The sequence below is a fragment of the Mycobacterium sp. IS-1556 genome, assembly GCF_001499985.1.
In the GTDB taxonomy this organism is placed as follows: Bacteria; Actinomycetota; Actinomycetes; order Mycobacteriales; family Mycobacteriaceae; genus Mycobacterium.
In genome coordinates, this window is the sequence record NZ_LQIM01000001.1 from 580,094 (window position 1) to 604,379 (window position 24,286).

At 68.5% G+C, this 24,286-nt stretch carries 21 protein-coding genes; 12 read left to right on the forward strand and 9 right to left on the reverse strand.

Annotation, left to right across the window (positions count from 1 at the left end):
- Positions 1–111: 111 nt before the first annotated feature.
- The 6 genes from lpqS to AU187_RS02825 form a co-directional block, all read right to left on the reverse strand.
- On the reverse strand, positions 112–522 hold the full coding sequence (gene lpqS / locus AU187_RS02800) for a putative copper homeostasis (lipo)protein LpqS (protein WP_059100342.1): 411 nt from the start codon (positions 520–522) through the stop codon (positions 112–114).
- A 239-nt stretch (positions 523–761) separates the two neighbouring features.
- Positions 762–2,012: an MFS transporter gene (locus AU187_RS02805; protein WP_059100341.1), complete on the reverse strand. Its 1,251-nt coding sequence runs from the start codon at positions 2,010–2,012 to the stop codon at positions 762–764.
- Entirely contained in the window at positions 2,009–2,491 is a 483-nt protein-coding gene (locus tag AU187_RS02810) for a MarR family winged helix-turn-helix transcriptional regulator (RefSeq protein WP_059100340.1), read from the reverse strand. The genes AU187_RS02805 and AU187_RS02810 overlap by 4 nt, the downstream gene beginning before the upstream one ends.
- A 45-nt stretch (positions 2,492–2,536) precedes the next feature.
- On the reverse strand, positions 2,537–3,430 hold the full coding sequence (locus AU187_RS02815; protein ID WP_059100339.1) for a ferredoxin family protein: 894 nt from the start codon (positions 3,428–3,430) through the stop codon (positions 2,537–2,539).
- The gene (locus AU187_RS02820) at positions 3,427–4,644 is read right to left on the reverse strand and encodes a cupin domain-containing protein (RefSeq protein ID WP_059166207.1); all 1,218 of its coding nucleotides are present in this window, start codon (positions 4,642–4,644) and stop codon (positions 3,427–3,429) included. Before AU187_RS02820 ends, AU187_RS02815 begins: the two co-directional genes overlap by 4 nt.
- 21 nt (positions 4,645–4,665) lie before the next feature.
- The gene (locus tag AU187_RS02825) at positions 4,666–4,914 is read right to left on the reverse strand and encodes a hypothetical protein (protein WP_059100338.1); all 249 of its coding nucleotides are present in this window, start codon (positions 4,912–4,914) and stop codon (positions 4,666–4,668) included.
- A 91-nt stretch (positions 4,915–5,005) separates the two neighbouring features.
- On the opposite strand from AU187_RS02825, the gene AU187_RS02830 reads away from it, so the two are divergent.
- From AU187_RS02830 to AU187_RS02850, 5 genes are all read left to right on the forward strand, one after another.
- Complete coding sequence (locus tag AU187_RS02830) at positions 5,006–5,725, forward strand: NUDIX hydrolase (protein WP_059100337.1); 720 nt, start codon at positions 5,006–5,008, stop codon at positions 5,723–5,725.
- An 84-nt stretch (positions 5,726–5,809) separates the two neighbouring features.
- The gene (locus tag AU187_RS02835) at positions 5,810–6,985 is read left to right on the forward strand and encodes an acyl-CoA dehydrogenase family protein (RefSeq protein WP_059100336.1); all 1,176 of its coding nucleotides are present in this window, start codon (positions 5,810–5,812) and stop codon (positions 6,983–6,985) included.
- A 7-nt stretch (positions 6,986–6,992) separates the two neighbouring features.
- Positions 6,993–8,090: an acyl-CoA dehydrogenase family protein gene (locus AU187_RS02840; protein ID WP_059100335.1), complete on the forward strand. Its 1,098-nt coding sequence runs from the start codon at positions 6,993–6,995 to the stop codon at positions 8,088–8,090.
- Between the two features lie 76 nt (positions 8,091–8,166).
- Positions 8,167–9,342 carry a metallophosphoesterase gene (locus AU187_RS02845; RefSeq protein WP_059100334.1) on the forward strand — a complete coding sequence of 392 codons (1,176 nt, stop codon included), beginning with the start codon at positions 8,167–8,169 and terminating at the stop codon, positions 9,340–9,342.
- Between the two features lie 54 nt (positions 9,343–9,396).
- The gene (locus AU187_RS02850) at positions 9,397–11,220 is read left to right on the forward strand and encodes a fatty acyl-AMP ligase (protein WP_059100333.1); all 1,824 of its coding nucleotides are present in this window, start codon (positions 9,397–9,399) and stop codon (positions 11,218–11,220) included.
- Between the two features lie 12 nt (positions 11,221–11,232).
- On the opposite strand, the gene AU187_RS02855 is transcribed toward AU187_RS02850, so the two are convergent.
- Positions 11,233–12,207, reverse strand: a complete 975-nt coding sequence (locus tag AU187_RS02855) for an aldo/keto reductase (RefSeq protein WP_059100747.1) — start codon at positions 12,205–12,207, stop codon at positions 11,233–11,235.
- 219 nt (positions 12,208–12,426) lie between these two features.
- Between AU187_RS02855 and AU187_RS02860 the strand changes: the two genes are divergently transcribed.
- The 4 genes from AU187_RS02860 to AU187_RS02875 all read left to right on the forward strand — a co-directional run bounded on the left by AU187_RS02860 (position 12,427) and on the right by AU187_RS02875 (position 15,383).
- Entirely contained in the window at positions 12,427–13,545 is a 1,119-nt protein-coding gene (locus AU187_RS02860; protein WP_059100746.1) for an alpha/beta hydrolase, read from the forward strand.
- Positions 13,546–13,567: 22 nt separating this feature from the next.
- Positions 13,568–13,795 carry a DUF7218 family protein gene (locus tag AU187_RS02865; protein ID WP_059100332.1) on the forward strand — a complete coding sequence of 76 codons (228 nt, stop codon included), beginning with the start codon at positions 13,568–13,570 and terminating at the stop codon, positions 13,793–13,795.
- Positions 13,796–13,862: 67 nt separating this feature from the next.
- Positions 13,863–14,570: a DUF899 domain-containing protein gene (locus AU187_RS02870; RefSeq protein ID WP_059100331.1), complete on the forward strand. Its 708-nt coding sequence runs from the start codon at positions 13,863–13,865 to the stop codon at positions 14,568–14,570.
- 159 nt (positions 14,571–14,729) lie between these two features.
- Positions 14,730–15,383 (forward strand): hypothetical protein, encoded by a 654-nt coding sequence (locus tag AU187_RS02875; protein WP_059100330.1) that lies wholly within the window; start codon positions 14,730–14,732, stop codon positions 15,381–15,383.
- 8 nt (positions 15,384–15,391) lie between these two features.
- Here AU187_RS02875 and AU187_RS02880 read toward each other — a convergent pair whose 3' ends face one another.
- Positions 15,392–16,465 (reverse strand): M42 family metallopeptidase, encoded by a 1,074-nt coding sequence (locus AU187_RS02880; RefSeq protein WP_059100329.1) that lies wholly within the window; start codon positions 16,463–16,465, stop codon positions 15,392–15,394.
- A 122-nt stretch (positions 16,466–16,587) separates the two neighbouring features.
- Complete coding sequence (locus AU187_RS02885) at positions 16,588–18,048, reverse strand: protein adenylyltransferase SelO (RefSeq protein WP_059100328.1); 1,461 nt, start codon at positions 18,046–18,048, stop codon at positions 16,588–16,590.
- 199 nt (positions 18,049–18,247) lie between these two features.
- On the opposite strand from AU187_RS02885, the gene AU187_RS02890 reads away from it, so the two are divergent.
- Genes AU187_RS02890 through hrpA form a run of 3 tightly spaced genes read left to right on the forward strand, consistent with a single transcriptional unit; the run spans position 18,248 to position 24,227 of the window.
- On the forward strand, positions 18,248–19,141 hold the full coding sequence (locus AU187_RS02890; RefSeq protein ID WP_059100327.1) for a mycobacterial-type methylenetetrahydrofolate reductase: 894 nt from the start codon (positions 18,248–18,250) through the stop codon (positions 19,139–19,141).
- Positions 19,142–19,180: 39 nt separating this feature from the next.
- The gene (locus AU187_RS25765; protein WP_197413444.1) at positions 19,181–20,335 is read left to right on the forward strand and encodes an FUSC family protein; all 1,155 of its coding nucleotides are present in this window, start codon (positions 19,181–19,183) and stop codon (positions 20,333–20,335) included.
- The gene (hrpA, locus tag AU187_RS02900; protein ID WP_059166208.1) at positions 20,313–24,227 is read left to right on the forward strand and encodes an ATP-dependent RNA helicase HrpA; all 3,915 of its coding nucleotides are present in this window, start codon (positions 20,313–20,315) and stop codon (positions 24,225–24,227) included. The genes AU187_RS25765 and hrpA overlap by 23 nt, the downstream gene beginning before the upstream one ends.
- Positions 24,228–24,286: the final 59 nt, after the last annotated feature.

Here is a 24,286-nt window from a genome sequence, read left to right on the forward strand (position 1 = left end):
GGGACGCGTCGCTTCCGGTTGGAGCCGCGACGGATACCGCGCGGCCGCTGATGATGGGTAGCTGTCACCGACCGAACTCGAAAAAAAGCGAGCTTGGTCTGAACTACGCGATCAGCGACGCGCGATGCACAGCCGGGTCAAGAGGACCCGGCCGCTTTCGGTGGCAAGCGGCCACCGGGGTGGACCACGAATTGCGCCCAGCGAACCCTGTCGCCAGAACGGCGCCACGGTGGCGACTGCGGCGAACAGTGCCAGCGCGATGAGCACGGTTGCGCCGCGAGGCATCATCGCCTCTGCGAATGCGTCGGGCGCCCCATGCGTCGAATGATTTTCGATGTGCGGATGATCAGCCGCGACGGCAAATCCGCCATACACACTCGCGGTCAGCTCATGGGGACCGTGAGACGACTCTTCGCGGCATGAGATAACCCATTCCGCACCCGCCACGACAACCCAGAACGCGAGAATCAGCGCGACGACTTTCGGCCATCGCATCCTGGAATCCGCGTCGGTGTACTCCACAGTGTTTCCAATGTAGCAGCGGTTCGCAGCTCATCCACCGATCCGCCGGCCCGACGCCATGTTGTTACCGCGTCGGTATCGCATCCAACGCTCCCACCGAGGAGCGCCGGCATCGACGTCGTGTCCGCCGCGAGACCGCCTGCGCTAGAACGAGATAGCTAGCAGCCCATTCGAATAGCATTGTGACAGCGAACAATTGTCGAGACGCGCCCAAGCCTAGTGGTGGGGCGAGTGGGCCGTCACAAAGAAGCCGGCAGCGGGCCGGCGAGCTTGGCCGGCCGGCACCACAGCACGGCGGCCGCACACAGCACCGCCGCGACCGCGAACGCGGCCTGCACGCTGAATGCGTCGGCGGTACCGCCCAGCAGCGCCGCGGCGATCGGCCGCGAACCGAGGAAGCCGACCAGCCACAGCGCCATGATCCGGCCGCGTAACTCTTCGGGCGCGCGCTCCTGCACGACGGTGGACAGGCCGGTCATCGCCCAGCCGAATCCCAGGCCGGCAAGCACGAATCCCGCGACCGCCACCGCCGGCGCCGCCGCGACGGCGAGCACCGTGCAGCCCGCCGCAAGGCCGGCCATGCCGACCGCCGATACCTTGTGTGACGCCAGCCGGCCGCGCATCAGCGCGAGCACCGCCATGCCGACGGCCGCGCCGACGCCGAAGACCGCGGACAGGGTGCCGACCAGGCGGGCCCCGCCGCCGAGTTCGTCGGCCATCGACGGGGTCAACGTGATCGACGAATCGGACGCGAGCCCCACGGTCGTGACCGCGACCAGCGCCAGGAACAGCGGACGGTCCCGCCAAACGTATCTGAGTGCCACCCGCACGCGGAAGTCCGTGCCGGCGAGCCGCGCCGGCGGCGCCGGGAAGCGGACGGCGACGAGCACGATCGCGAACACCAGATGCAGTCCGGCGCTGACCGCGAACGCTGCCCCCGAACCCAGATGTGCGGCGATGTACGCGCCCGCGGCGGGCCCGACGACGCGCCCGACCGTCATCGGAAAGCTGTTGAGCGCCATGGCCGTCGACAGTTCGCCGTCGCGGATGAGGTTCGGCACGATCGACTGCATCGCCGGTCCGCCCACCACGAAGCCGAACCCGACCAGCAGGGTGCCGAGCAGCACGGGAATCGCCGCAGACATGCCGGATTGCGCGGGTTCGGCGAACAGCCAGGCCGCGGTCAGGCCGGAACCGGCGACACACAACACTCGACCGAGCAGGATCTGCCGGGCGGGGTCGCCGGTATCGGCCCATTTGCCGCTGGTGGGGCTGAGGATCAACTGCGGCGCGAACTGCACGACGCCGACCATTCCGACCATCAGCGCCGAACCGGTCGCGTCGTACATCACGATCGCCGCGACGATGCCGTGCGTCCACACCGCGACGACGGAAAAGATCTTGCCCCAGAACAGCGCGCCGAACACCGGGTCGAAGATCAACCCGAACGCGCCGCGCGCCTGCGACCGGACGGTGGCCTCGGCGGTCATCGGGCCGCCGCGCGTTCGAATCGCTCGGTCAGCCGGTCGAGGAGTTCGACCAGAGTGTCGACGCGGGCTTCGGGCCAGTCGGCGATCACCTCAGCGACAAGGTCGCGCCGCCGGCTGGCCACGATCTCCAGCGCCTGACGACCCGCCTCGGTCAGCACCAGCGTGCACCGCCGTTGGTCATCGGCGGCGGACGTCTTGGTGACGAGGCCCGCGCTCACGACGGCGGCGACCGACCGGCTGGCCGTCGAGTGCTCGACGGCCATGAAGTCCGCGACCTCGCGGATCGAGGCCCCGCCGGAAAGCTGTTGGCACTGCTCGACCGCTCGTAGTACCCGCAGGGTGGACGCGCTGGTCACCGGGCCGGCACCGGCGAGAAGGCGGTCCCGCCAACTCGGTCGCTGCCGCGCTATGGCGATGCGGGTCAGCAGTTCGTCGAGTTGGTCGTATCGTGACGGCGTCACAAAGTATGCATAGCACATACATGTATCCGCGGCGAAATCGTCTGTGACTACTCGGGGCAGGACCTAAGCGTCGGCAGAACCCAGGGACCCGAGCGTGAAGATGCGGACCTGGCCGGCGACCTGGGCATGGCATTGGGACAGCAGGGGTTCGGACAATTCCTCGTGCAGGATCACCTCGATCGGCCCCGCCCCGCCATCGAGCAGAACGCGGATCCGATGTTCTCCGCGCTCGACGTGCAGCGGGTGCAGCGCGTCGATGCGGTCGTCGCCGTTGCGCTCGCGGGCGAAGTACTGCGCGGCCTGCACGGCATGCGGTAGCGATGTGCGCCCGCGCAGGAACCGGTTGTCCAGCCGTCCGTCGAGATACAGGCGCACCAGCCCAGCCGAATCGGTCGAGTCGACCCGTCCGTAGCACAGCCCTTCGGGCAGGACGAGCATGGTGGCGGCAAAGCGGTCGCCGCCGAGATGTGAACACTCCCAGGTGAATTCGGGGAACTCTGCCGTGATCGCACTGCATGCGCTGCGGCCCCGTACCGCGCAGCACTGGTCGTGTTTGCCGTGCGAGCAGATCGCGATCAGCGGATCGGTGGACAACTGCCCGTCGCTGCCGTCGAGGGCGAGTTCGAGGAATCCGTCGGGGCCCGTGACCTCTCCATGGTGCAGCGCCTCGCTGCCGACGCCGGAGTGCGCTATGTACCAGCGCCATCGGGGAATGTCGGGGCGGCGACCATGCCGTCGGATGGCCGCAATGCGCATGCCCGCCTTCTCGACACGGCGGACGATGGCGCGGCCGAGTTGAGGGTCGATGCAGTTCGGCGACTGCAGGAACGCCGACGGCCCCCACGCCCCGCTCAACTCGAGCAGCACCCACGACGACCCCGCCGACGCCGTGCCGTACATCGGGTCGTCGCGGGCCAGCGACTGGTCGCTGCACGGGATTCGCTTCGCGGCGGTCATCCGGCGTCGGCCGGGAAGGTCACCGGAACGACGACTCCCTCCCGCAGCAGCCGCCGGATCAGGACGGTCGCGTCAGCGTGGTCGAGACCCGGCAGGCTCGTCGCATCGACGACGCCTCCGAGGTGCAGCGTCCGGACCGCGTCTTCGCACGTCTGCGGGAAGGTCATGGTCCGGTCGGGCAGGCGCAGGACGATGCGGTCATCGGTTCGGTCGACGGTCGCGGAGAGCCCGTGTCGCCATTGCGCCACCGCGTCGGCGGCACGATCGGCCGCCGCGAGCGACGCCAACGGGCGGACGCCGACAGGACGGGTCCTGTCGGCGTGACGCCGCGACAGTTGCGCGGCGGCGCCTGCGCTGAGCGTCGCCGCCTCATCCCGCAACGCCCCGACCATCTGCGCCATGACCTTGCTCACCTTCGCCATCGTCTCATCGGCGTCCGAGGCGCCCATCGGCAGTGACTCCCGGAACGACGCGGTGCTCGCCAACTGGTCCACGACGGCGCGGGCCACGTCGACACCGGTCACCGGCGCCACCCCGATGGTGAGGTGGATCGAGGTCATCTGCAGGGCCTGCGCCGAATGGACCCAGCCCCGCGGTAGATAGAGCGCGTCACCTTCGGACAGCACAGTGTCGATGACCGGTGCGTCGGCGACCCGCTTCTCGATCTGGGCGCGATGCTGTGTCCAGGGTTGCCACGGCAGCGGGTGCTCGAAGACCGGCTCGTGCACGATCCAGCGCTTCTGGCCCGAGACCTGCAAGACGAAGACGTCGTGCACGTCGTAGTGCGGGTCGAAGCCGCGATTGACCGGCGGGGTGACGTAGGCGTTGGCCTGTACCGGATGACCGAGCTCGTCGACGGCCTGGCGGACGAAAGCGATGAGCGGCGGCCACAACCGGTGTAGACCCTGCAGCACAATCGTTGCGCCGGAGACGAATTGGCTCAGCAGCTTCGCGGAGTCGATCTGATCGGGTATCTCGGCGCCGAACCCAGCCGGCCCGAGATAGCAGTCCTTGGACAGGACGTCACCCTCTTTGGCCAGCCGGATGAACGGCGCGCGCACCCCGCGCTCGGCGATCAACTCGTCAACCGTGTCGGGAGACAACAGATCACTGAAGTCGCGGGGTAACGCGTCGGCCCGGCTGAGCAACGGTTTGCGACCCCAGTACTCGTCGGCGAACCGTCGAGCATCGGTCGCAACGCAGCGCGTCAGCATCGGGCTCAGAATTGGAAGGGATCAGGCGGTTCCGTCGGCGCCGCCGTCGTGGCCTTCGGGGTTGGAGCCGCCGTCAGCGGGGCCTTCACCGCCGGCCGTGCCGTCTGCGCCGCCGTCGTGGCCTTCGGGGTTGGAGCCGCCGTCAGCGGGGCCTTCACCGCCAGCGGTGCCGTCTGCGCCGCCGTCGTGGCCCTCCGGATTCGAGCCGCCGTCGGCCGGCCCTTCGCCTTCTGCGCCTGACGTGGTGATGTCGTCGTCGTCGAGTGCCATGTCGATCCCTTCCGTTGGGCTGGTACTGCAGCGTGCTGACGGAGTTGCCCCGGACCGCGCCGACGAAACAACGCGTCATTATGGTCAAGCGGTGACGATCTCCTACGACGATGCGCTGCGCGAGCGGATCAGGGCGAACCTGTCGGGACACCGGCGTCGCGCGGTGACCGACCCGACCAAGAGGCACGCGGCGGTCGCCGTGGTGCTCGTCGATTCCGAGGTCGGTGAGGACCGGGTGGATCCGGCGAACGTCGACGACTGGATCGACGGGCGCCCGATGCCGGAAGCCGGCCTCGACGGACGCATGGTCGACGTCTCGGGCGGCGCGGCTTTCCTGTTGTGTCGCAGGGCATCCCGATTGACATCGCACGCCGCGCAGTGGGCGCTGCCCGGCGGCCGGCTCGACGCTGGGGAGACCGTGATCGACGCGGCACTGCGCGAGCTGGACGAGGAGGTTGGGGTAAGGCTGCCGGAGTCGACGGTGCTGGGCCTGCTCGACGACTATCCGACGCGATCCGGATACGTCATCACCCCGGTGGTGCTCTGGGGTGGCGGCCGGCTCGATCCGCGACCGGCGCCCGATGAGGTGGTCGCGGTGTACCGGGTCGGGTTACACCAGCTGCAGCGCGACGACTCGCCGCGGTTCATCGAGATCCCCGAGAGCCCGCGACCGGTGGTGCAGGTACCGCTGGGCAATGACCTGATCCACGCGCCGACGGGCGCGGTGCTTCTGCAACTGCGGTGGTGGTGCCTGGAAGGCCGCCACGATCCGGTGGACGAACTCGAGCAACCGGTCTTCGCGTGGAAGTAGGACGGGCACAATTCATATGCACTCACATGGACTTGCCGGACACGGGTATCCGGTGAGCAACCGCACGACAGAACGGGGTGGACCTTGAAGTTGGCACTGAGTGACGAGGACGCTGCGTTCCGCGACGAGTTGCGGCGGTTCTACGCCACCGAGATTCCCGAAGACATCCGCGACAGGGGCAAGACCGGTCATCCGAACTTCCCCGAGGACATGGTGATCAGCCAGCGGATCCTCAACGAGAATGGGCTGGCCGTGCCGAACTGGCCGGTCGAGTGGGGCGGTAAGAAGTGGTCGCCGCTGCAGCGGCAGATCTGGCTCGACGAGATGCAACTGGCCGGTGTGCCCGAACCGCTGGCCTTCAACACCAAGATGGTCGGCCCGGTGATCGCCCAGTTCGGCTCGCAAGCGATGAAGGAGCGGTTCCTGCCGCCGACGGCCAACATCGACATCTGGTGGTGCCAGGGCTTTTCCGAACCCGAGGCGGGCTCGGACCTCGCGTCGATACGCACCACCGCGGTGCGCGACGGCGACACCTACGTCGTCAACGGCCAGAAGACGTGGACGACACTCGGCCAGTACGCCGACTGGATCTTCCTGCTCGCGCGGACCGATCCGAACGCGCCCAAGCGGCAGGCCGGCATCTCGTTCCTCCTGGCCGAGATGTCCACACCGGGGATCACACTGCGCCCGATCGAGTTGATCGACGGCAGCTACGAGGTCAACGAAATCTTCTTCGAAGACGTCCGGATCCCGGCCGACCAACTCGTCGGCGAGGAAAACCAGGGCTGGACCTACGCCAAGTTTCTGCTCGGCAACGAACGCACCGGCATCGCCCGCATCGGGCTGACGAAGCTGTGGATGTCTCAAGTCAAGGACCATGCCGCACAGCTGCAGGTCAACGGCACTCCGCTGCTGCATGACCCGCTGTTCGCCGCGCGCGTCGCCGAGATCGAAACCGGGCTGCTCGCGCTGGAGCTCACGCAGATGCGGGTCAGCGGATCGGAGGCCGATGGCAAACCCAACCCCGCGTCGTCGATCCTCAAGCTGCGCGGCAGCCAGCTGCAGCAGGCCGCCACCGAGCTGCTCGTCGAGGTGGCCGGTCCGGATGCCCTGCCGTTCGACGCCGGTGGTGACATCGATACTCCGGCGTGGGCACAGGACGCCGCGCCCCGCTACCTGAACTATCGCAAGACGTCTATCTACGGCGGTACCAACGAGATTCAGCGCAGCATCATCGCTTCGACCATCCTGGGATTGTGAGCCGACTGTGGACTTCGACCTGACCGAGGAACAACAACTGCTCCGCGACGTCACCCGTGACGTGCTGTCGCGCGACGACGACATCGCCGGTGTCACCAAGGCCGAGCCCGGCTGGCGCCGCGAGGTGTGGGCCCAACTGGCCGAGGTTGGCATTCTGGGGCTCGGTTTCGACCCCACCGAGGCCGGCCAGATCGAGGCGATGGTGGTGCTGACCGAAATCGGCCGGCGGCTCGCACCGGAGCCGGTCGCGCAGGCGGCGCTCGTCCCGGGCGGCCTGATCGCCGAACTGGGCAGCGAACAACAGAAGGAGATCCTCGAGGGGGTGGCGGCGGGTGACACGCTGCTGGCCTTCGCCCATGCGGAGCCCGGCGCGCGCGTCCCGACCACCGAGCCTGCCGCTCGTGCGGAGCGAAGCGGCGACACGTGGACGGTCAGCGGTCGGAAAAACCCTGTGCTGGCCGGTGATTCGGCGGACACCGTGGTCGTCACCGCGGCGCTGCCCGAAGGCGGAATCGGCCTCTTCATCGTCGAGGCCGCCGCGACGACCAGACAGGCCTATCGCACGTTCGACGGCCGCCGCGGTGCTCAGCTGGACTTCGACGCCGCCCCCGCCGAACCGCTCGGCGACGGTGGTGACGCGGCCGAGTACGTCGCGCGCACCGTGATCCGCTATCAGTCGGCGCTGTGCTCGGAGGCGGTCGGCGCCATGGAGGAGGCTTTGCGGCTCACCACCGAATACCTCACCAGCCGTAAGCAATTCGGTGTTCCGCTGAGCAAGTTCCAGACGTTGACGCAGCGCGCGGCGGACATGTATGTCTCGCTGGAGCTCGCGCGCAGCATGAACTTCTACGCCGCGATGTCGATCGCCGACGGGCGGTTCGACCCGGTGATCGCGGCGCGGACCAAACTGCAGATCGGCCGGTCCGGGCGGCACATCGCGCAGGAAGCGATCCAGCTGCACGGTGGCATCGGCATGACCGCCGAATATCCGGTCGGCCACTACGCCGCGCGGCTCACCGCGATCGACAACACGTTCGGCACGGCCGACGACCAGCTGCGCACGCTGGTCGGCCACGTCGGCGACTACGGAACGGTGTCCCTCTGAGCGACTTCGGTGTCGGGGGATGCGCTGAACGCAACCAACGACACCGAAATCACCAATTCGACCGCGAAGGGTGCGCATGTTCATCGTCGTTCTCGGCGCGGTGCTCGCGGTCATGCACCTCTATTTGTGGAAGAGGTTGATCAAGGACACCACCAGGCCGGGCCGGGCGCGTCGCGCGCTGACCGCCATCCTGCTCGCGCTGGCGGGTGTGCTGCTCGCCGCGCTGGTGCTGCCCCGGGTGATCGGCCCGGCCGAGTCGGGTTGGTTCGCCTGGCCCGGCTACCTGTGGTTCGGAGTGGCCGCGTACCTGTTGCTGGTCCTGTTGGTATTCGAACCCGTGCGCCTGGTGCTGCGCCGATGGGTGCGCGCCGAGACGGCGCCGACCGACCCAGAAAACCCGACGGCGCCAGCAGATCTGACTCGACGCCTGTTCCTCGCCCGGGCGGGCGCCGTCACCGCCGGCGCAGCATCTGTGGGCCTCGTCGGTTTCGGGGCGGCCACGGCGACCGGTCCACCCGACCTGCTGCGCGTACCGGTGCGGCTGCGCAACCTCGATCCGGCGTTTCACGACTTTCGCATCGCGGTGGTGAGCGACATCCATCTCGGACCGCTGGCCGGGCGGAGACACACCGAGCGGATCGTCGAGATGATCAACGGCACCTCGCCGGATCTCGTCGCGATCGTCGGCGACGTGGTGGACGGCACCGTCGGCGAACTCGGTTCGGCCGCAGCCCCGTTGGGGGACCTGGCGTCCCGGGAAGGCACGTTCTTCGTCACCGGCAACCACGAATACTTCGTCGACGACACGCTCGAGTGGCTTCGAGAGCTGGAGCGGTTGGGCATCCGGCCGCTACGCAACGAGAACACGCTGATCCGCCGCGGGGGTGCGGTATTCAACCTGGCCGGCGTCAACGACCTGGCCGGGGCATCGCGATCCGACGGTCCGGACTTCGACCGAGCATTGTCTGGACGGAGTCCGGCGGGCCCGACGGTGCTGCTCGCGCACCAGCCCGTGCTGGTCGACGAGGCCGCCGAGCGCGGAGTGGACCTGCAGCTGTCCGGGCACACCCACGGCGGGCAGATGTGGCCGTTCCACTACGTCGTCGGCAGCGTGCAACCGTCCCTCGCGGGGCTTTCGGCCGTCGACGGCACCCAGTTGTACGTCACGCGGGGGGTCGGGTTCTGGGGCCCGCCGGTACGCATCGGTGCGCCACCGGACATCACGGTCCTCTCACTCCAACGCGAGGCGTAACCGGCTCTGGTACGGACGTACCAGGACCGAGGCAGCGGTACCTAGACTGCGCTCATGGGTGAACGGACCGTGACCCACGATGGACTGTTGCGGATCGAGGACTGCCTGGACGCCGACGGCCACGTCGCGGTGCCCGCCGGCGTGAACCTGATCTCGCTCATCGACCGCAACATCGCCAACGTCGGCGATGCGCCGGCCTACCGCTACCTGGACTACACCGGCAACACCGACGGCCGGGTCACAGAACTCACCTGGAGGCAACTCGGCGCGCGCCTACGGGCGGTCGCCGCGCACCTGCAACGGGTCGCGCAGCGAGGAGACCGGGTGGCCATCCTGGCGCCGCAGGGCCTCGACTACGTCACCGGGTTCTTCGCCGCGATCAAGGCGGGCGCCATCGCGGTCCCGTTGTTCGCACCCGAATTACAGGGCCACGCCCAACGACTCGGCACCGCGCTACGCGACTCCGAGCCTTCGGTGGTGGTGACCACCGCGGCCGCGGCCGCGAACGTGCACGACTTTCTCGCCGGCCTCGACGGCGTGCCCGCTCCACGGGTGGTACTGCTCGACGACATCACCGACTCCGGTGACGATTTCGAACCGGTGCCGCTGCGTCTCGACGACATCTCGCATCTGCAGTACACCTCTGGTGCGACCCGGCCGCCGGTCGGTGTCGAGATCACGCACCGCGCGGTCGGTACCAACCTCATCCAGATGATCCTGTCCATCGACCTGCTCGACCGAAGAGTGCATGGCGTTAGCTGGTTACCCCTGTTTCACGACATGGGCTTGTCGATGATCGGGTTCCCGGCGGTGTACGGCGGGCATTCGACGCTGATGTCGCCCACCGCGTTCATCCGCCGTCCACAGCGGTGGATCAAGGCGCTGTCGGACGGTGCGCGTGAGGGCCGGGTGGTCACGGCGGCACCGAACTTCGCCTACGAGTACGCGGCGCAGCGGGGTCTGCCCGCACCCGGCGACCACCTCGACCTGAGCAAGGCGGTGCTGATCGTCGGCTCCGAACCCGTCAGCATCGAGGCGATCGAAACGTTCAACGCCGCGTTCACACCATACGGATTGCCGCTCAATGCGTTTCGACCGTCATACGGTATCGCGGAGGCAACGCTTTTCGTCTCGACCATCGCACCGGACGCCCACGCCGGCGCAGTGTATTTCGACCGCGAGCAACTCGCCGAGGGCCACGCCGTGCCCGTCGCGGCAGGTTGTCCCGGCGCGGTGGCGCACGTGTCCTGCGGACAGGTGGCGCGCAGCCAGTGGGCCGTCGTCGCCGACCCCGACACCGGCGCGGAATTGCCGGACGGCCGGATCGGCGAGATCTGGCTGCACGGCGACAATCTCGGGAAAGGCTATTGGGGCCGGCCCGACGAGACACGTCGCGCCTTCGGGGCCCGGCTCACGTCCCGATTGCCATCCGGCAGTCACGCCGAAGGCGTTGCACTGCAGGCAAACTGGTTGCGCACCGGCGATCTGGGCGTTCACCGAGAAGGCGAGCTGTACGTCACCGGCCGGCGCGCCGACATGATCGTCATCGACGGCAAACAGCACTACCCGCAGGACGTCGAGGCCACCGCCGAAGACGCCTCGGCGATGGCGCGACCGGGGCACGTCACCGCGTTCACGGTGCCGGGACCCGATGGCGAGGGCGCCCTCGTGATCGTCGCCGAACGCGCGAGCGGCACGGCACGACTCGATCCGGCGCCGGCGATCGAGGCGATTGGCAACGCTGTCGTGCTGCGACACGGCATCGCGGCCGCCGATATCCGTTTCGTCGCGGCAGGGGCCATTCCGCGCACGACGAGCGGCAAGCTCGCCCGCGGCGCCTGTCGTGCCGAATACATCGGCGGAAAGCTGCGCCGTTAGTCTCGACGACCGCTAGCGCACGCCGAGTTTCTCCCGGACCGTGTCTGTCAGGAAGCGGACGGTCGACACCGGCCGGAACGCCCGGGCCGCCGCGGTGAGCGCTGCTTGAGCGTCCGCGCTGAGTTCGATGTCGGCGGCGGCCACGTTGAACTCGAGTTGTTCGACGCTCGATGCGCCCGGTATGGCGACGACGTTGGGCAGGCCGATCAGCCACGCCAGCGCCACCTGCGCGGGTTTGGCGCCGACGTCGGCGGCGATATCGCGCAGCGTCTGCAGCAGTGGTTCGGCGCGGCGCAGGTTCTCCGTGCCGAACAGCGGGTTCATTGCCCGGGCGCCGCCGCTGGGCCGGTGCTCGGGTCCGTACTTGCCGCCGAGCAACCCCTGAGCGAGCGGGCTGTAGGCGATCACGATGCGGTTCTCCCGTTCGGCGAACGGCACGAGATGCTCGAGCGCCTGCGGATGAGCCAGCGAGAAGTGCACCTGATTGCTGATCACCGGCCGGCCCAGCGCCTCGTCGGCCTTGCGCCAGCGGTCCAGCGAATAGTTGGACACGCCGGCCGCGCCGATCACGCCGCTGTCGAGCAGGTCGCGCATACCGGGCATGATCACCGAATCGGGCACCACCGGGTTCGGCTGGTGAATCTGATACAGCGGGATCTTCTGCAGCCCCAACCGCTGCGCGCTGGCCTGTGCACGCTGTTTGACCACTGCCGGGAACGGTGCGACCGGGAACACCTTGCTGGCCACCGCCACGTCAGCGCGGGCGTCACCGAGCGCCTCGCCCAGGATGCGCTCGCTCTTACCGAACCCGTAAATTTCGGCGGTGTCGAAGAGCGTGACGCCCAGGGCGAGCGAGCGCTGCACGATCTCGTGGGCGGCCCCGGCCGCATACGTGTCGCCATAACCCCATTCGCGGGAGCCGAACTGCCAGGTGCCAAGCCCAATACGGCTGACCCGGCCCACTCCGTCGACGTCCAAGTACTTCACCGTGCCCACGGTACTGACACACCGGACGGGTTTTGCAGCCCGAGGGCCGGGGTATGTGAGGCGGGCTGCAGAAAGTCGGCGTTTACACCAGCCTCGAAAGGCGTATCGCATGCTCGAGTTCATCTGTCCCACTTGCGGGCATTTCAGCCTTGACGAAGTCGCTTGCGACTCCTGCAGCGGTCGAGCTGGCGATGCCGACCTGGCGATGGCCGGATGACGATGTCGCTGCCCCGCTCGCTTCACCCATTCGACCTGGTCATGGCGTCGACAAGGCTGTACTCGTCGCTGCCGGTGGTGGGCAAGCACCTCGAGCCGTTCGCCGGCCTGACCGCGATGGCGATGTACGGCCACCACTACGCGCCCGCCGCGGTGCGCGGCATGGTCACCCGCCGCTTCGGTGCGGCTCCGGAGGCCGCACCGGCAGACGCCGCCGACGCATCGATCGCGTCGCAGCGCGGCACCCGAGTACCGCCGTACCTGCGCTTCCGTGCGCAGCGGCAGAAGTGCCTCTACCGCAGATCGGTGCGCTACGGCGATCACCCTGCACAGCTTCTCGACGTCTGGCGGCTGCCCGACCTGCCGCCCGACGCCCCGGTGCTGCTGTTCGTGCCCGGCGGCGCCTGGGTGCAGGGCTCCCGCGTCATGCAGGGCCACACAATGCTGCATCACCTGGTCAAGCAGGGCTGGGTGTGCCTGACGATGGACTACCGGGTGTCACCGCTGCACCGCTGGCCGCGCCAGATCGCCGACGTCAACGCAGCGATCGCGTGGGCGCGCGCCAACGTCGACAAGTACGGCGGAGATCGCAACTTCGTCGCGGTGGCGGGCTGCTCGGCGGGTGGGCACCTCGCGTCGCTCGCCGCCCTCACACCGGGCGACCCGGCGTTCCGCGGTGAGCTCACCACGGACGCCGACACCTCCGTCGACGCGGTCGTCGGTATCTACGGTCGCTACGACTGGCAGGACCGCTCGACCCCGGCGCGCAGAAACTTCCAGAACTTCCTGGAGCGAGTTGTCGTGGGACGCAGGCAGTCTCGCCATCCCGACATCTTCACCGCCGCTTCTCCATTGGCGCGCATTCACAAGGACGCGCCGCCGTTCTTGCTCGTTCACGGTGAACAGGACACCATCATCCCGGTGGGTGAGGCGCGAGAGTTCGGTGAGAGATTACGTGCGGTATCGCGTAATACGGTGGAGTACAGCGAGATACCGCGCGCCGGACATGCCTTCGACCTCGTCGATTCGTCGCACGCGCGGCGGCTCGCCGTCGAGGTGAGCAACTTCCTCACCGATGTCCGCGACCGGCAGCTTCAAGGCGAGGCCGCCGCCGCTGTCTAAACACCACGCACGTCATCGCTGTGTGGGGGCCGTCATCTGCGGGTATCCCGAACGCACCACGATGGAGGAGGCCACCATGGCGAAGGATCACGGTTCCAGCGTCAAGAACGACAAACAGTACGAGGGCCTGCGCAAGAAGGGCATGAGCAAGTCGCGCGCTGCGGCGATCGCGAACACGCCCAACGCGTCGAAGAAGGGCGGCAAGAACTCCGGCGGCGGCAAGAAGTCCGGCGGGTCCAAGAAGAGCTGACGATGACTTTCGGCCGCTGAGTCGGTCATAACCTGCGAGTGCACCATCTCCCGCAGGAGGATTGACGATGACGAACCCCGTCACGACTCAACCGGCCGCCCTACCGCCCGTCGTCGATGTGGCGACGTGGCGCGCCGCGCTCGACGACCTGCGAAGGCGTGAGAAGGCCGCGACGCGCGAACTGGACGCCATCGCCGCCCAGCGTCGGCGGCTGCCCATGGTCCGGATGCCCGACTACACGCTGATCGGCGAGCACGGTCCCGTCAGGCTTGCCGACGTGTTCGAGGGGCGCTCGCAGCTGATCGTCTACAACCACATGTGGACCGACGGCGCGGAGTGGCAGTGCGGCGGCTGCACCGGTTTCACCTCCCAGTTCACCCGGCTGGAGTTCCTCGACAATTACGACGCCCGGTTCGTGATCGTCACCAACGGCCCTATCGAGGAGGCGCTGGCCTACCGCACCAAGGTCGGCAACAAGATGACCTGGTACTCGTCGTCGGAGAGTTCGTTCGGCGCCGACGTCGATGCCGCGCCCGGCGAAGGGTTCGCGGTAAACGTGTTTCTGCGAGACGGTGACACCGTGTACCGGACATGGCACACCAATGGCCGCGGCACCGAACAACTCAGCCATTCGTTCGCGCTCATCGACGTGCTGCCCTGGGGTCGCCAGGAGGAGTGGCAGGATTCGCCCGAGGGCTGGCCGCAGCGCCCGACGTACTCGGGCTGGCTCGACTCGCCCGACATCGCGCGCGCGTACGGCACCGGCGCCGAGTAGCTAATGGGTGTCGAAGCTACCGCCGAGATTGCGGTCAGGGTTGTGCTCGCTGCCTCCGATTCAAGCGCACATCCGCAACCCTGAGTGCAATCTCGCGCGTAGGTCCACGGACCGGCACCCCTTGCACCGGCAGTGGCATCCTGGCTCCATGGAGTCGGTATGGGCCTGATCTTCCGCCTGGTCGAGCTGTTGATCGTGCTCGTCCCGCTCGCCGGCGTGCTGTACGGCGGATGGCGGGCGGTGGCGGCGGCCCGCGCACGCCACGGCGAGCCGCCCCGACCATCCGCCGCCGAACCGCCGCGGCGCGCGAACACCGCCGCCCCTTGGCAAGCGATCGCCCGCGCGGTCAAGGAGCACGACCGCACCGACACCCGCTGGCTGGAGTACGAGTTGGATCTGGCCAAGCTGCTCGACTTCCCGCTGATGACCGACATGCGCGACCCGCTGACCGAGCGGTTTCACCGCACCAAGCTGCGCGCCGACCTGCTGCGGCCGGCAAAGGCCGAGGACCTCGCCGTCGACGGCGAGGCCGCGCGCGAGTACGTCGACGCGGTGACCGACTACGTCACCGCCTTCGACGCCGCGGAGAACGAGGCGGTCCGGCGTCGGCGCAGCGATTTCTCGGCACAGGAGCAGCTGCGGCTCGCCCGCGCGCAGAACATGCTGCGCGTCGCCACCGACACTGCGGCCACCCCGCAGGAGCGTGAACGCGGCTACGAGCTGGCGCGTCGCGAACTCGACGGGTTGATCGTGCTGCCCGAGCGTGCCCGCGCCGCCATCGAGCGGGGTATCGCCGGCGAACTCGACGGCTGAGCGCGCCGTTACGCGCCGCGCCGCAGAAACTCGGCAAGCACCGCGGCCATGTCCGGAATCGCTTGTCGGGCAATCACTTCGTAGCCGTGCGTGCTGAGCGTCGGCAGGCACAACAGGCCCGCGCGCGGCGTCAGCCCGCTGGCCTTCGCGTGCGACGCGTCGGATTCGAACGCGCCCAGCACCGCCGGCTGAGGGGACATCCCGAGGCCGGAGGCGATTTCGAGCAACGTGTCGGCCACCACCTTGTCGTAGACGCTCTCGGCGTCCCTATACGCGATGATCGGGCCGCCGCTGCAGGTGGTGCCGTACTCGGCCTCCGTCGGACCCACCTCCAACGCCAGGGTCAGATCGCCGGGCAGCGAATGGCTGGCGTACGAGCCGCCGATACCGCCGACCTCCTCGCTCGTGGTGAACACGAGATAGGTGTCCCGCGCGGGGCGTTGCCCGCGTTTCCCCAACCGGTGGGGCACATCGAGCAGTGCGGTCACCGCGGCGCGGTCGTCCATGAAATAGCAGCCGAGGTAATCGGAGCCGACGTCGATCAGCGTGCGCTTGCTTCGGTGCACGCACGCCCGGGTGCCGGGTCTGATGCCCGCGTCGGCGAGATCGTCGGGACTGTGCCCGGTGAACACGTACACGTGCATCCAGTCCAGCGCCTTGTCGCCCTGATCCGGCTTGGTCTCCCAGATCCGCTCGCTCTCCTTGGTGGTGTGCTCCGAACCGAGCGTCAACACGCCGCAGACGGTCTCCTTGTCGCCGAGCAGCGCGACCGGCCCGAGACCGAAGTTGCCCGGATACATCGTGCCCAGCGGCGTCATGTGCAGGATGCCGTCCGAGTCGATGCGCTTGACGAGCATCGACAACTCATCCATGTGCGCCATCACACGAACGGCGGGCGCCTCGCTGTCGGCGCCGCGGATCAGGCCAACCAGGTTGCCCGCCTCATCGACCCATACCTCGTCGACGTGTGGGCCCAACTCGCGGTGGCAGATCTCCCGCACGGCGTCTTCCTGGCCGCACGGCCCGTACGCGTGGAGCAATTCTTGAAGCAGGTCGCGGTGCAGCGCATCGTCGGTGGCCATAGATCTTGATATTGCCCGTGACGCCGTCGGCCTAATCTTCGCGGCGACGCGACGGCCGCTAGGCGACCGGCGGATGCGGATACCTTGTCATCACCGGCACGCACAGCCCGGTGCTTCGCGGGTCAGGTCCCACAGAAGGTTCGGTACTTCCCGAAGTCCTCCGGCGCCGGCTCGGCGTAACGTTCGAGCCCCGGGCGCTCGTCGTAAGGCGCGGTCACGGCGTCCAGCAACCGGTGCAGCGGCTCGAGGTTGCCGCCGGTGGCCGCCGTCAGCGCCTCCTCGACGAGATGATTGCGCGGAATGTAAACCGGGTTGGCGCGGTCCATCACCGCGGGGTCGGGCTTCAACGCCTGCCACCGCGCCAGCCAGTCGTCGAACGCGGCGAGGTCGAGGAACAGGCCGCGGGCGGGTTCGTGGTCGCCGCGGGCGGCCTGACCGAGATGGCGGAAGAACGACGTGAAGTCGACGTGGCTCTGGTGCAGTTGCGCGATCAGGTCGTTCATCAGCGGCACCGCGATCTCGTCCGGGGTGGTGTCCGCGAGGCCGAGCTTGGCGCACATGCCCGCCGAAAGCGCCTCCTGGAACCGGGGCGTGAAGCCGGTGAGACCGCCTTCGGCGATCGCGATCGCCTGCTGTTGATCGTCGGCGAACAGAGGCAGCAGCGCCTCGGCGAACCGGGCCAGGTTCCACACCGCGATGGCCGGCTGGTTGCCGTAGGCATAGCGACCCCACGAGTCGATCGAGCTGAACACCGTTTCGGGGTCGTAGGCCTCCATGAACGCACACGGCCCGTAGTCGATGGTCTCGCCCGAGATCGTCATGTTGTCGGTGTTCATCACGCCGTGCACGAAACCGACGAGCATCCACTTCGCGAGCAGCGCCGCCTGCACCGCCACCACCGATTCGAACAGCGCGACATAACGGTTGCCCGCGTCCGCGGCCGCCGGGTGGTGCCGTTCGATCGCGTGGTCGGCGAGGCGCCGCAACAGGTCGGTGTCGCCGGTGTTCGCGGCGTACTGGAACGTGCCGACGCGCAGATGGCTGCGGGCGACGCGAGCCAGCACCGCGCCCGGCAGGAGCGTCTCGCGCTGCACTTGGCGGCCGGTCGCGACGACGGCCAGCGAGCGCGTGGTCGGTATCCCCATCGCGTGCATCGCCTCGCTGACGATGTACTCGCGCAGCATCGGGCCCACCGCCGCCAGCCCGTCGCCGCCGCGGGCGAACGGCGTCGCGCCGGATCCCTTCAGGTGCAGGTCGCGCAGCTCTCCGGAGGTCGTCGTGAGCTCGCCGAGCAACAGGGCCCGTCCGTCGCCCAACCGCGGGACGTAACCGCCGAACTGATGCCCGGCGTATGCCTGCGCGACCGGCGTGGCGCCGCTCGGCACCAGCGTGCCGACCAGCAGCCGCAGCCCGTCGGGCCCGCGCAACCACTCAGCGTCGATTCCCAGTTCGGCGGCCAACGACTCGTTGAGCACAAGCAGCCGCGGGTCGGGCGCCGCCTCGGCCTGCCAGCGGACCGCCAACTCCGGCAGCTGGCTGGCGTAGTGGTCGGCGAAAGCGAAGGCTGGCGGTGCGATGCTCACCCCTTCCACAGTACGAGCGGATCCGCCGGGTCTTCATTTGTGAATCCGGCGACGGTTTGAGGCGCGTTTGCGTCGTCAGATTCACAAACGCGCGGGGCTGTATGGTGATGCTCCCGGGGCAGCAGCGCGAATTCGCGACCAGTGGTCATCGTGGACCTGCCGCGCCGCGGGAAGTAATTGTCTGATGAGGAGCAGTTCGGTGACGCTGAACACCATCGCGCTCGAGCTCGTGCCGCCGAACGTCGAGCGGGGCCGCGAGCAGGCGCTGGCGGATGCGCACAAGGTGCTGCGATGCTCCGCCGAGACGGGTCTCGAGGGTCGCATCAGGCACGTGATGATCCCCGGCATGATCGAAGAGGACGCCGACCGGCCCATCGAGATGAAGCCGAAACTCGACGTGCTCGACTTCTGGTCGATGATCACGCCCGAGCTTGCCGGGGTGAACGGCTTGTGCACTCAGGTCACCGCGTTCATGGACGAACCGACGCTGCGGCGCCGCCTGACGGAGCTGTCGCGTGCCGGATTCGACGGCATCGCGTTCGTCGGGGTGCCGCGCACGATGAACGACGGCGAGGGCTCTGGCGTCGCACCGGTGGATGCGCTGTCGATCTACGACGATCTCGTGCCGAACCGCGGGGCGATCCTCATTCCGACCCGCGACGGGGAGCAGGGCCGGTTCACCTTCAAGTGTGAGCGGGGCGCTACCTACGGCATGACCCAGTTGCTCTACTCGGACGCGATCGTGGGCTTCCTGCGCGACTTCGCCGAGAACACCGATCACCGGCCGGAGATCCTGCTGTCGTTCGGCTTCGTGCCGAAGATGGAGAGCAAAGTCGGGTTGATCGACTGGCTGATCCAGGATCCGGGTAACGCCGCGGTCGCCGAGGAGCAGGAGTTCGTCAAGCGCCTGGCCGCCACGGAGCCGGGGGAAAAGCGCAAGCTGATGCTCGACCTGTACAAGCGCGTCATCGACGGCGTCGCGGACCTCGGCTTTCCGCTGAGCATCCACCTCGAGGCGACGTACGGCGTGTCCACGCCCGCGTTCGAGACCTTCGCCGAGATGCTCGAGTACTGGGCACCCGACAAGGCTTGACGGTTAAGTCCCGCGGCAGCGGGAAGGCCAGATGAGGTGGTGGGCAGTCTCGTAGCGCGCGCCCGGGGCTTCGCGCAGGTGAGCCTGGACCGCGAAACGGCACTCGCGTTGGTGAAGTCCGTTATCGCGTGCACCATCGCCTGGCTGCTGGCCGCCGAGGTGTTCGACGCCTCACACGCCACCTTCGCTGCGTTCTCCGCGCTGTTGCTGGTCGACATCACGATCGCCGACTCGGTCGCGAAGGCTTTTCGGTACACGGCGGCCATGCTCGCCGGCATCGGCCTGGCCGGAGCGGGGGTGTGGGTGTGGGGAGTCGCGGTGTGGCTGTTTCCGGTGATGCTCATCGTCGCGCTGGTCATCGGGCGTTGGCGCCGGTTGGGTAGCCAGGGGATAAACGTCACGGTCGCGGCGATCTTCGCGTATGGCGCCTTCGCGCAGCCGTCCGGCAACGCCTCGACCGGCAGCCCTCTGCCGTCCATCGCGGGCATGGTGCTGCTGGGCGCCGCGGTGGCGCTCGTGGTGACGCTGGTCATCGCTCCGCCGTTGCGCTATCGCAGCGCCCGGTACGCCGTCGAATCGGTCAGCGGATCGATGGTCGAACTGATGTCGGACATGGCCGAGGAGCTGGTGGACGGCGACGTCAGCATCGAGGCGGCGCGCGATTGGCGTTGGCGCGCCGACGCCCTGCCGAATAAGGCGGCGCAGGCGCGCCACACCCTCGACCACGCCGTGCGCACCACAAAGCTGAATTTGCGGCGACTCCTGGTCCGCTCCGACACCGGGGTCGCGGGTCACCGGGTGACGATCCACGCGCTCGAGCGGATCAGCGAAGAGCTGCGATGGGTGACGACCGGTTTGGCCCGCGCCGTCGAGCGCGACGAGTCGGGCATGCAACACGATGAGTTCCTGCGCGACTACGGCACCCTGCTCGCGGCCGTGCGCGACGCCGTGGCGGCCGCAGGAGCGATGCACACCGTCGCGGACTTCGGCGACGAACCTCTGGCCGAGGAGGCCCGCAGGTGCACATCGGCGTTCGACGAACTGACGGTGCATGTCCGAAACCGCGAGCTCGACCGGCCGACGCAGTGGGCCATCTACGGTGGCCTCTACACCGACGCCCAGCGCCTCTGCGAGGAAGTTGACTCCGCGCGCGACGCCTATTCTGACCCGAGTGTCCGGACTGTCAGCCGCTGAGTTGCGAGCGCGGCTCGACGCACTGACGATCCGCGACGCGGCCCGCATCGGCCGCCGCCTGAAGAACCTCCGCGACAAGCGACCGGAGAACCTGCGCCGGATCGCCGAACAGATCGCCGCCGCGGAGGCGCTGGTGGCCACCCGGATGGCCGCGATGCCCGAAATCACCTATCCCGACCTGCCGGTCAGCGACCGCCGCGACGACATCGCCGAGGCGATCAACGCGCATCAGGTGGTGGTCGTCGCCGGCGAAACCGGTTCGGGCAAGACGACGCAGCTGCCGAAGATCTGCCTCGAACTCGGCCGCGGTGTGCGCGGCACCATCGGGCACACGCAGCCGCGGCGCCTGGCCGCCCGGACCGTCGCTGCGCGCATCGCCGACGAACTCGGCAGTCCGCTCGGTGATGCGATCGGCTACACGGTGCGCTTCACCGACCAGGCGAGCGACCGCACGCTGGTGAAGTTGATGACCGACGGCATCCTGCTGGCCGAGATCCAACGCGACCGCCGCCTGCTGCGCTATGACACGCTGATCCTCGACGAGGCCCACGAGCGCAGCCTCAACATCGACTTCTTGCTCGGATACCTGCGCGAACTGCTGCCTAGGCGGCCGGACCTCAAGGTGATCGTCACTTCGGCGACGATCGAGCCGCAACGCTTCGCCGCCCATTTCGCGGGTGCGCCGATCGTCGAGGTGTCGGGACGCACCTATCCCGTTGAGATTCGTTACCGGCCTTTGGAAGTCGCCGTCGCACCGGTCGACGACCCGGACGCGGCGGACCCCGACGATCCCGACCACGAGGTGGTGCGCACCGAGATGCGCGACCAGACCGAAGCGATCGTCGACGCCATCGGTGAGCTGGCGAGTGAGCCGCCGGGCGACGTGCTGGTCTTCCTGTCCGGTGAGCGCGAGATCCGCGACACCAGTCAGGTCCTGAGCGGCATCGTCGATGACAACACCGAAGTGCTGCCGCTGTACGCCCGGCTGCCAACGGCCGAGCAGCAGAAGGTGTTTCAGCCCAGCCGCGCCTTGCGTCGCATCGTGCTGGCCACCAATGTCGCCGAGACGTCGTTGACGGTGCCCGGCATCCGGTACGTCGTCGACCCGGGCACCGCCCGCATCTCCCGCTACAGCCGCAGGACCAAAGTTCAGCGGCTGCCGATCGAGCCGATCTCACAGGCCTCCGCCGCGCAGCGGGCCGGCCGCTCGGGCCGCACGGCACCCGGTGTGTGCATCCGCCTCTACTCCGAGGAAGACTTCGCATCGCGGCCGCGCTACACCGACCCGGAGATCCTGCGCACCAACCTGGCCGCGGTGATTCTGCAGATGGCGGCATTGAATCTCGGTGATATCGAGACGTTTCCGTTTCTCGACCCGCCGGATCGGCGCAGCGTCCGCGACGGTGTGCAGCTGCTGCAGGAACTCGGCGCGTTCGACGCCGACGGTGCGATCACCGACATCGGCCGGCGGCTCGCGCAGTTGCCGATCGACCCGCGGCTGGGCCGGATGATCCTGCAGGCCGACACCGAAGGCTGCGTGCGGGAGATCCTGGTGTTGGCCGCGGCGCTGTCGATCCCCGATCCGCGGGAACGGCCCGCCGACCGCGAGGAGGCCGCCAGGCAAAAGCACGCTCGGTTCGCCGACGAGCACTCGGATTTCGTCTCTTACCTCAACCTGTGGCGCTATCTGCGCGAGCAGCGACAGGAATTGTCCGGCAATGCGTTTCGTCGCATGTGCCGCGAGGAGTTCCTGCACTACCTGCGGATCCGCGAGTGGCAGGACCTCACCGGGCAGCTGCGCAGCATCGCCAGGGACTTGGGTATCACGGAGTCCGATGACCGGGAGCCTGCCGATCCGGCGCGGGTGCACGCCGCGCTGCTCGCCGGCCTGCTGTCGCACATCGGGCTGCGCGACGGCGACGGCCGCGAATACCAGGGCGCGCGCAACGCGAAGTTCGTTCTCGCGCCGGGTTCCGCGCTGACGAAACGCCCGCCGCGCTGGATCGTCGTCGCCGACCTCGTCGAAACCAGCAGGCTCTACGGGCGAATCGGCGCGCGTATCCAACCCGAAGTCACCGAAAGGGTTGGCGCGCATCTCGTTCAGCGCACCTACAGCGAGCCGCACTGGGACGCCCAGCGCGGCGCCGTGATGGCCTATGAGCGGGTGACGCTCTACGGGCTGCCGCTGGTGCCGCGCCGCCGCGTGAACTACTCGCAGATCGAACCCGACCTCGCCCGCGAGTTGTTCATTCGGCATGCCCTCGTCGAGGGCGACTGGCAGACCCGCCACCACTTCTTCCGTGACAACGCCCGGCTGCGGGCGGAACTGGAGGAGCTCGAGGAGAAGGCGCGCCGACGCGACCTGCTCGTCGGCGATGACGAGGTCTTCGCGTTCTACGACGCCCGCATTCCGGCGGATGTGGTGTCGGCGCGGCACTTTGACGCGTGGTGGAAGAAGCAGCGCCACGTGACGCCGGAGCTGCTGACCTTCGCCCGCGACGATCTCCTGCGAACTGACGACGCGGTCGACGGCCAGCCGGATGCTTGGCAGGCCGGCGAGCTGTCGCTGCCGTTGAGCTACCGATTCGAACCGGGCGCCGCGGACGATGGTGTCACGGTGCACGTGCCGGTCGAGGTGCTGGCCCGGCTCGGCGGCGACGAGTTCGCCTGGCAGGTGCCCGCGCTGCGCGAGGAACTGGTCACCGCGCTGATCCGGTCGCTGCCGAAAAACCTGCGCCGCAACTTCGTTCCCGCTCCGGACACGGCGCGCGCGGTGTTGGCCGGAATCACACCCGGCGGCGAACCGCTCCTCGAGGCCGTGCAGCGCGAACTGCACCGGCGCACCGGCGTTCTGGTGCCGATCGACGCGTTCGACCTCGACAAGCTGCCGTCGCACCTGCGCGTCACCTTCGCCGTCGAGAACGCCGACGGCACCGAACTGGCACGTGGCAAGGACCTCGAAGCCCTCCAGCAGCGGCTCGCGGCCCCGGTGCGACGCGCGGTTGCCGACGCGGTCGCCGGCGACCTGGACCGGATCGGTCTGCGTTCGTGGCCCGAAGACCTGGATGTGTTGCCGCGCAGCGTCGAACGGGTCGTCGGCGGCCACACCGTGCGGGGATATCCGGCACTCGTCGACGCCGGCGCCGCGGTCGACGTCCACGTGTTCCCGACAGCTGCCGAACAACAGGCGTCGATGGGGCCGGGTACCCGCAGACTGCTGCGCATCGCCGTGTCTTCTCCGGTGAAAGCCGTCGAACGCCAGCTACAGCCGCGGACCCGGCTGGTTCTCGGCGCCAACCCGGCTGGCTCACTGCAGGCGTTGCTCGAAGACTGCGCCGACGCGGCGACCGACCTGCTGGCACCCACACCGGCGTGGACAGGCGACGAGTTCGCTGCGCTGCGCGACCGCGTCGCCTCCGACCTGGTGCGCACCACCGTCGAAATCGTCACGCGCGTCGAGCAGGTGCTCGCGGCGGCGCACGATGTGGAAGTGGCGCTGCCGGCGGCGCCGTCGGCCGCCCAGGCCGACGCGGTCGCTGACATCCGAGCGCAGCTCGACCGGTTGTTGCCCCGCGGCTTTGTCACGGCGACCGGGGCCGCGCATCTGGCCGACCTGCGCCGCTACCTGCTCGCGATCGGCAGGCGGCTGGATCGGCTGCCGCACGCGCCCGGCGCCGACCGTGACCGGATGCAGCGGGTGCACGCGGTGCAGGACGCCTACGACGAGCTGGTGCACGCATTGTCGCCCGCGCGCGCGGCCGCCGCCGACGTCCGCGACATCGGCCGGCAGATCGAGGAGTTGCGGGTCAGTTTGTGGGCGCAACAGCTCGGCACCCCGCGGCCGGTCAGCGAACAGCGCATCTACCGGGCGATCGACGCGGTCCGGCCCTGACGGCGCAACTGCGGACCGCCCTGACCCGGTAGCGCGTAGTTCGCCGCAACCGCGCGCGA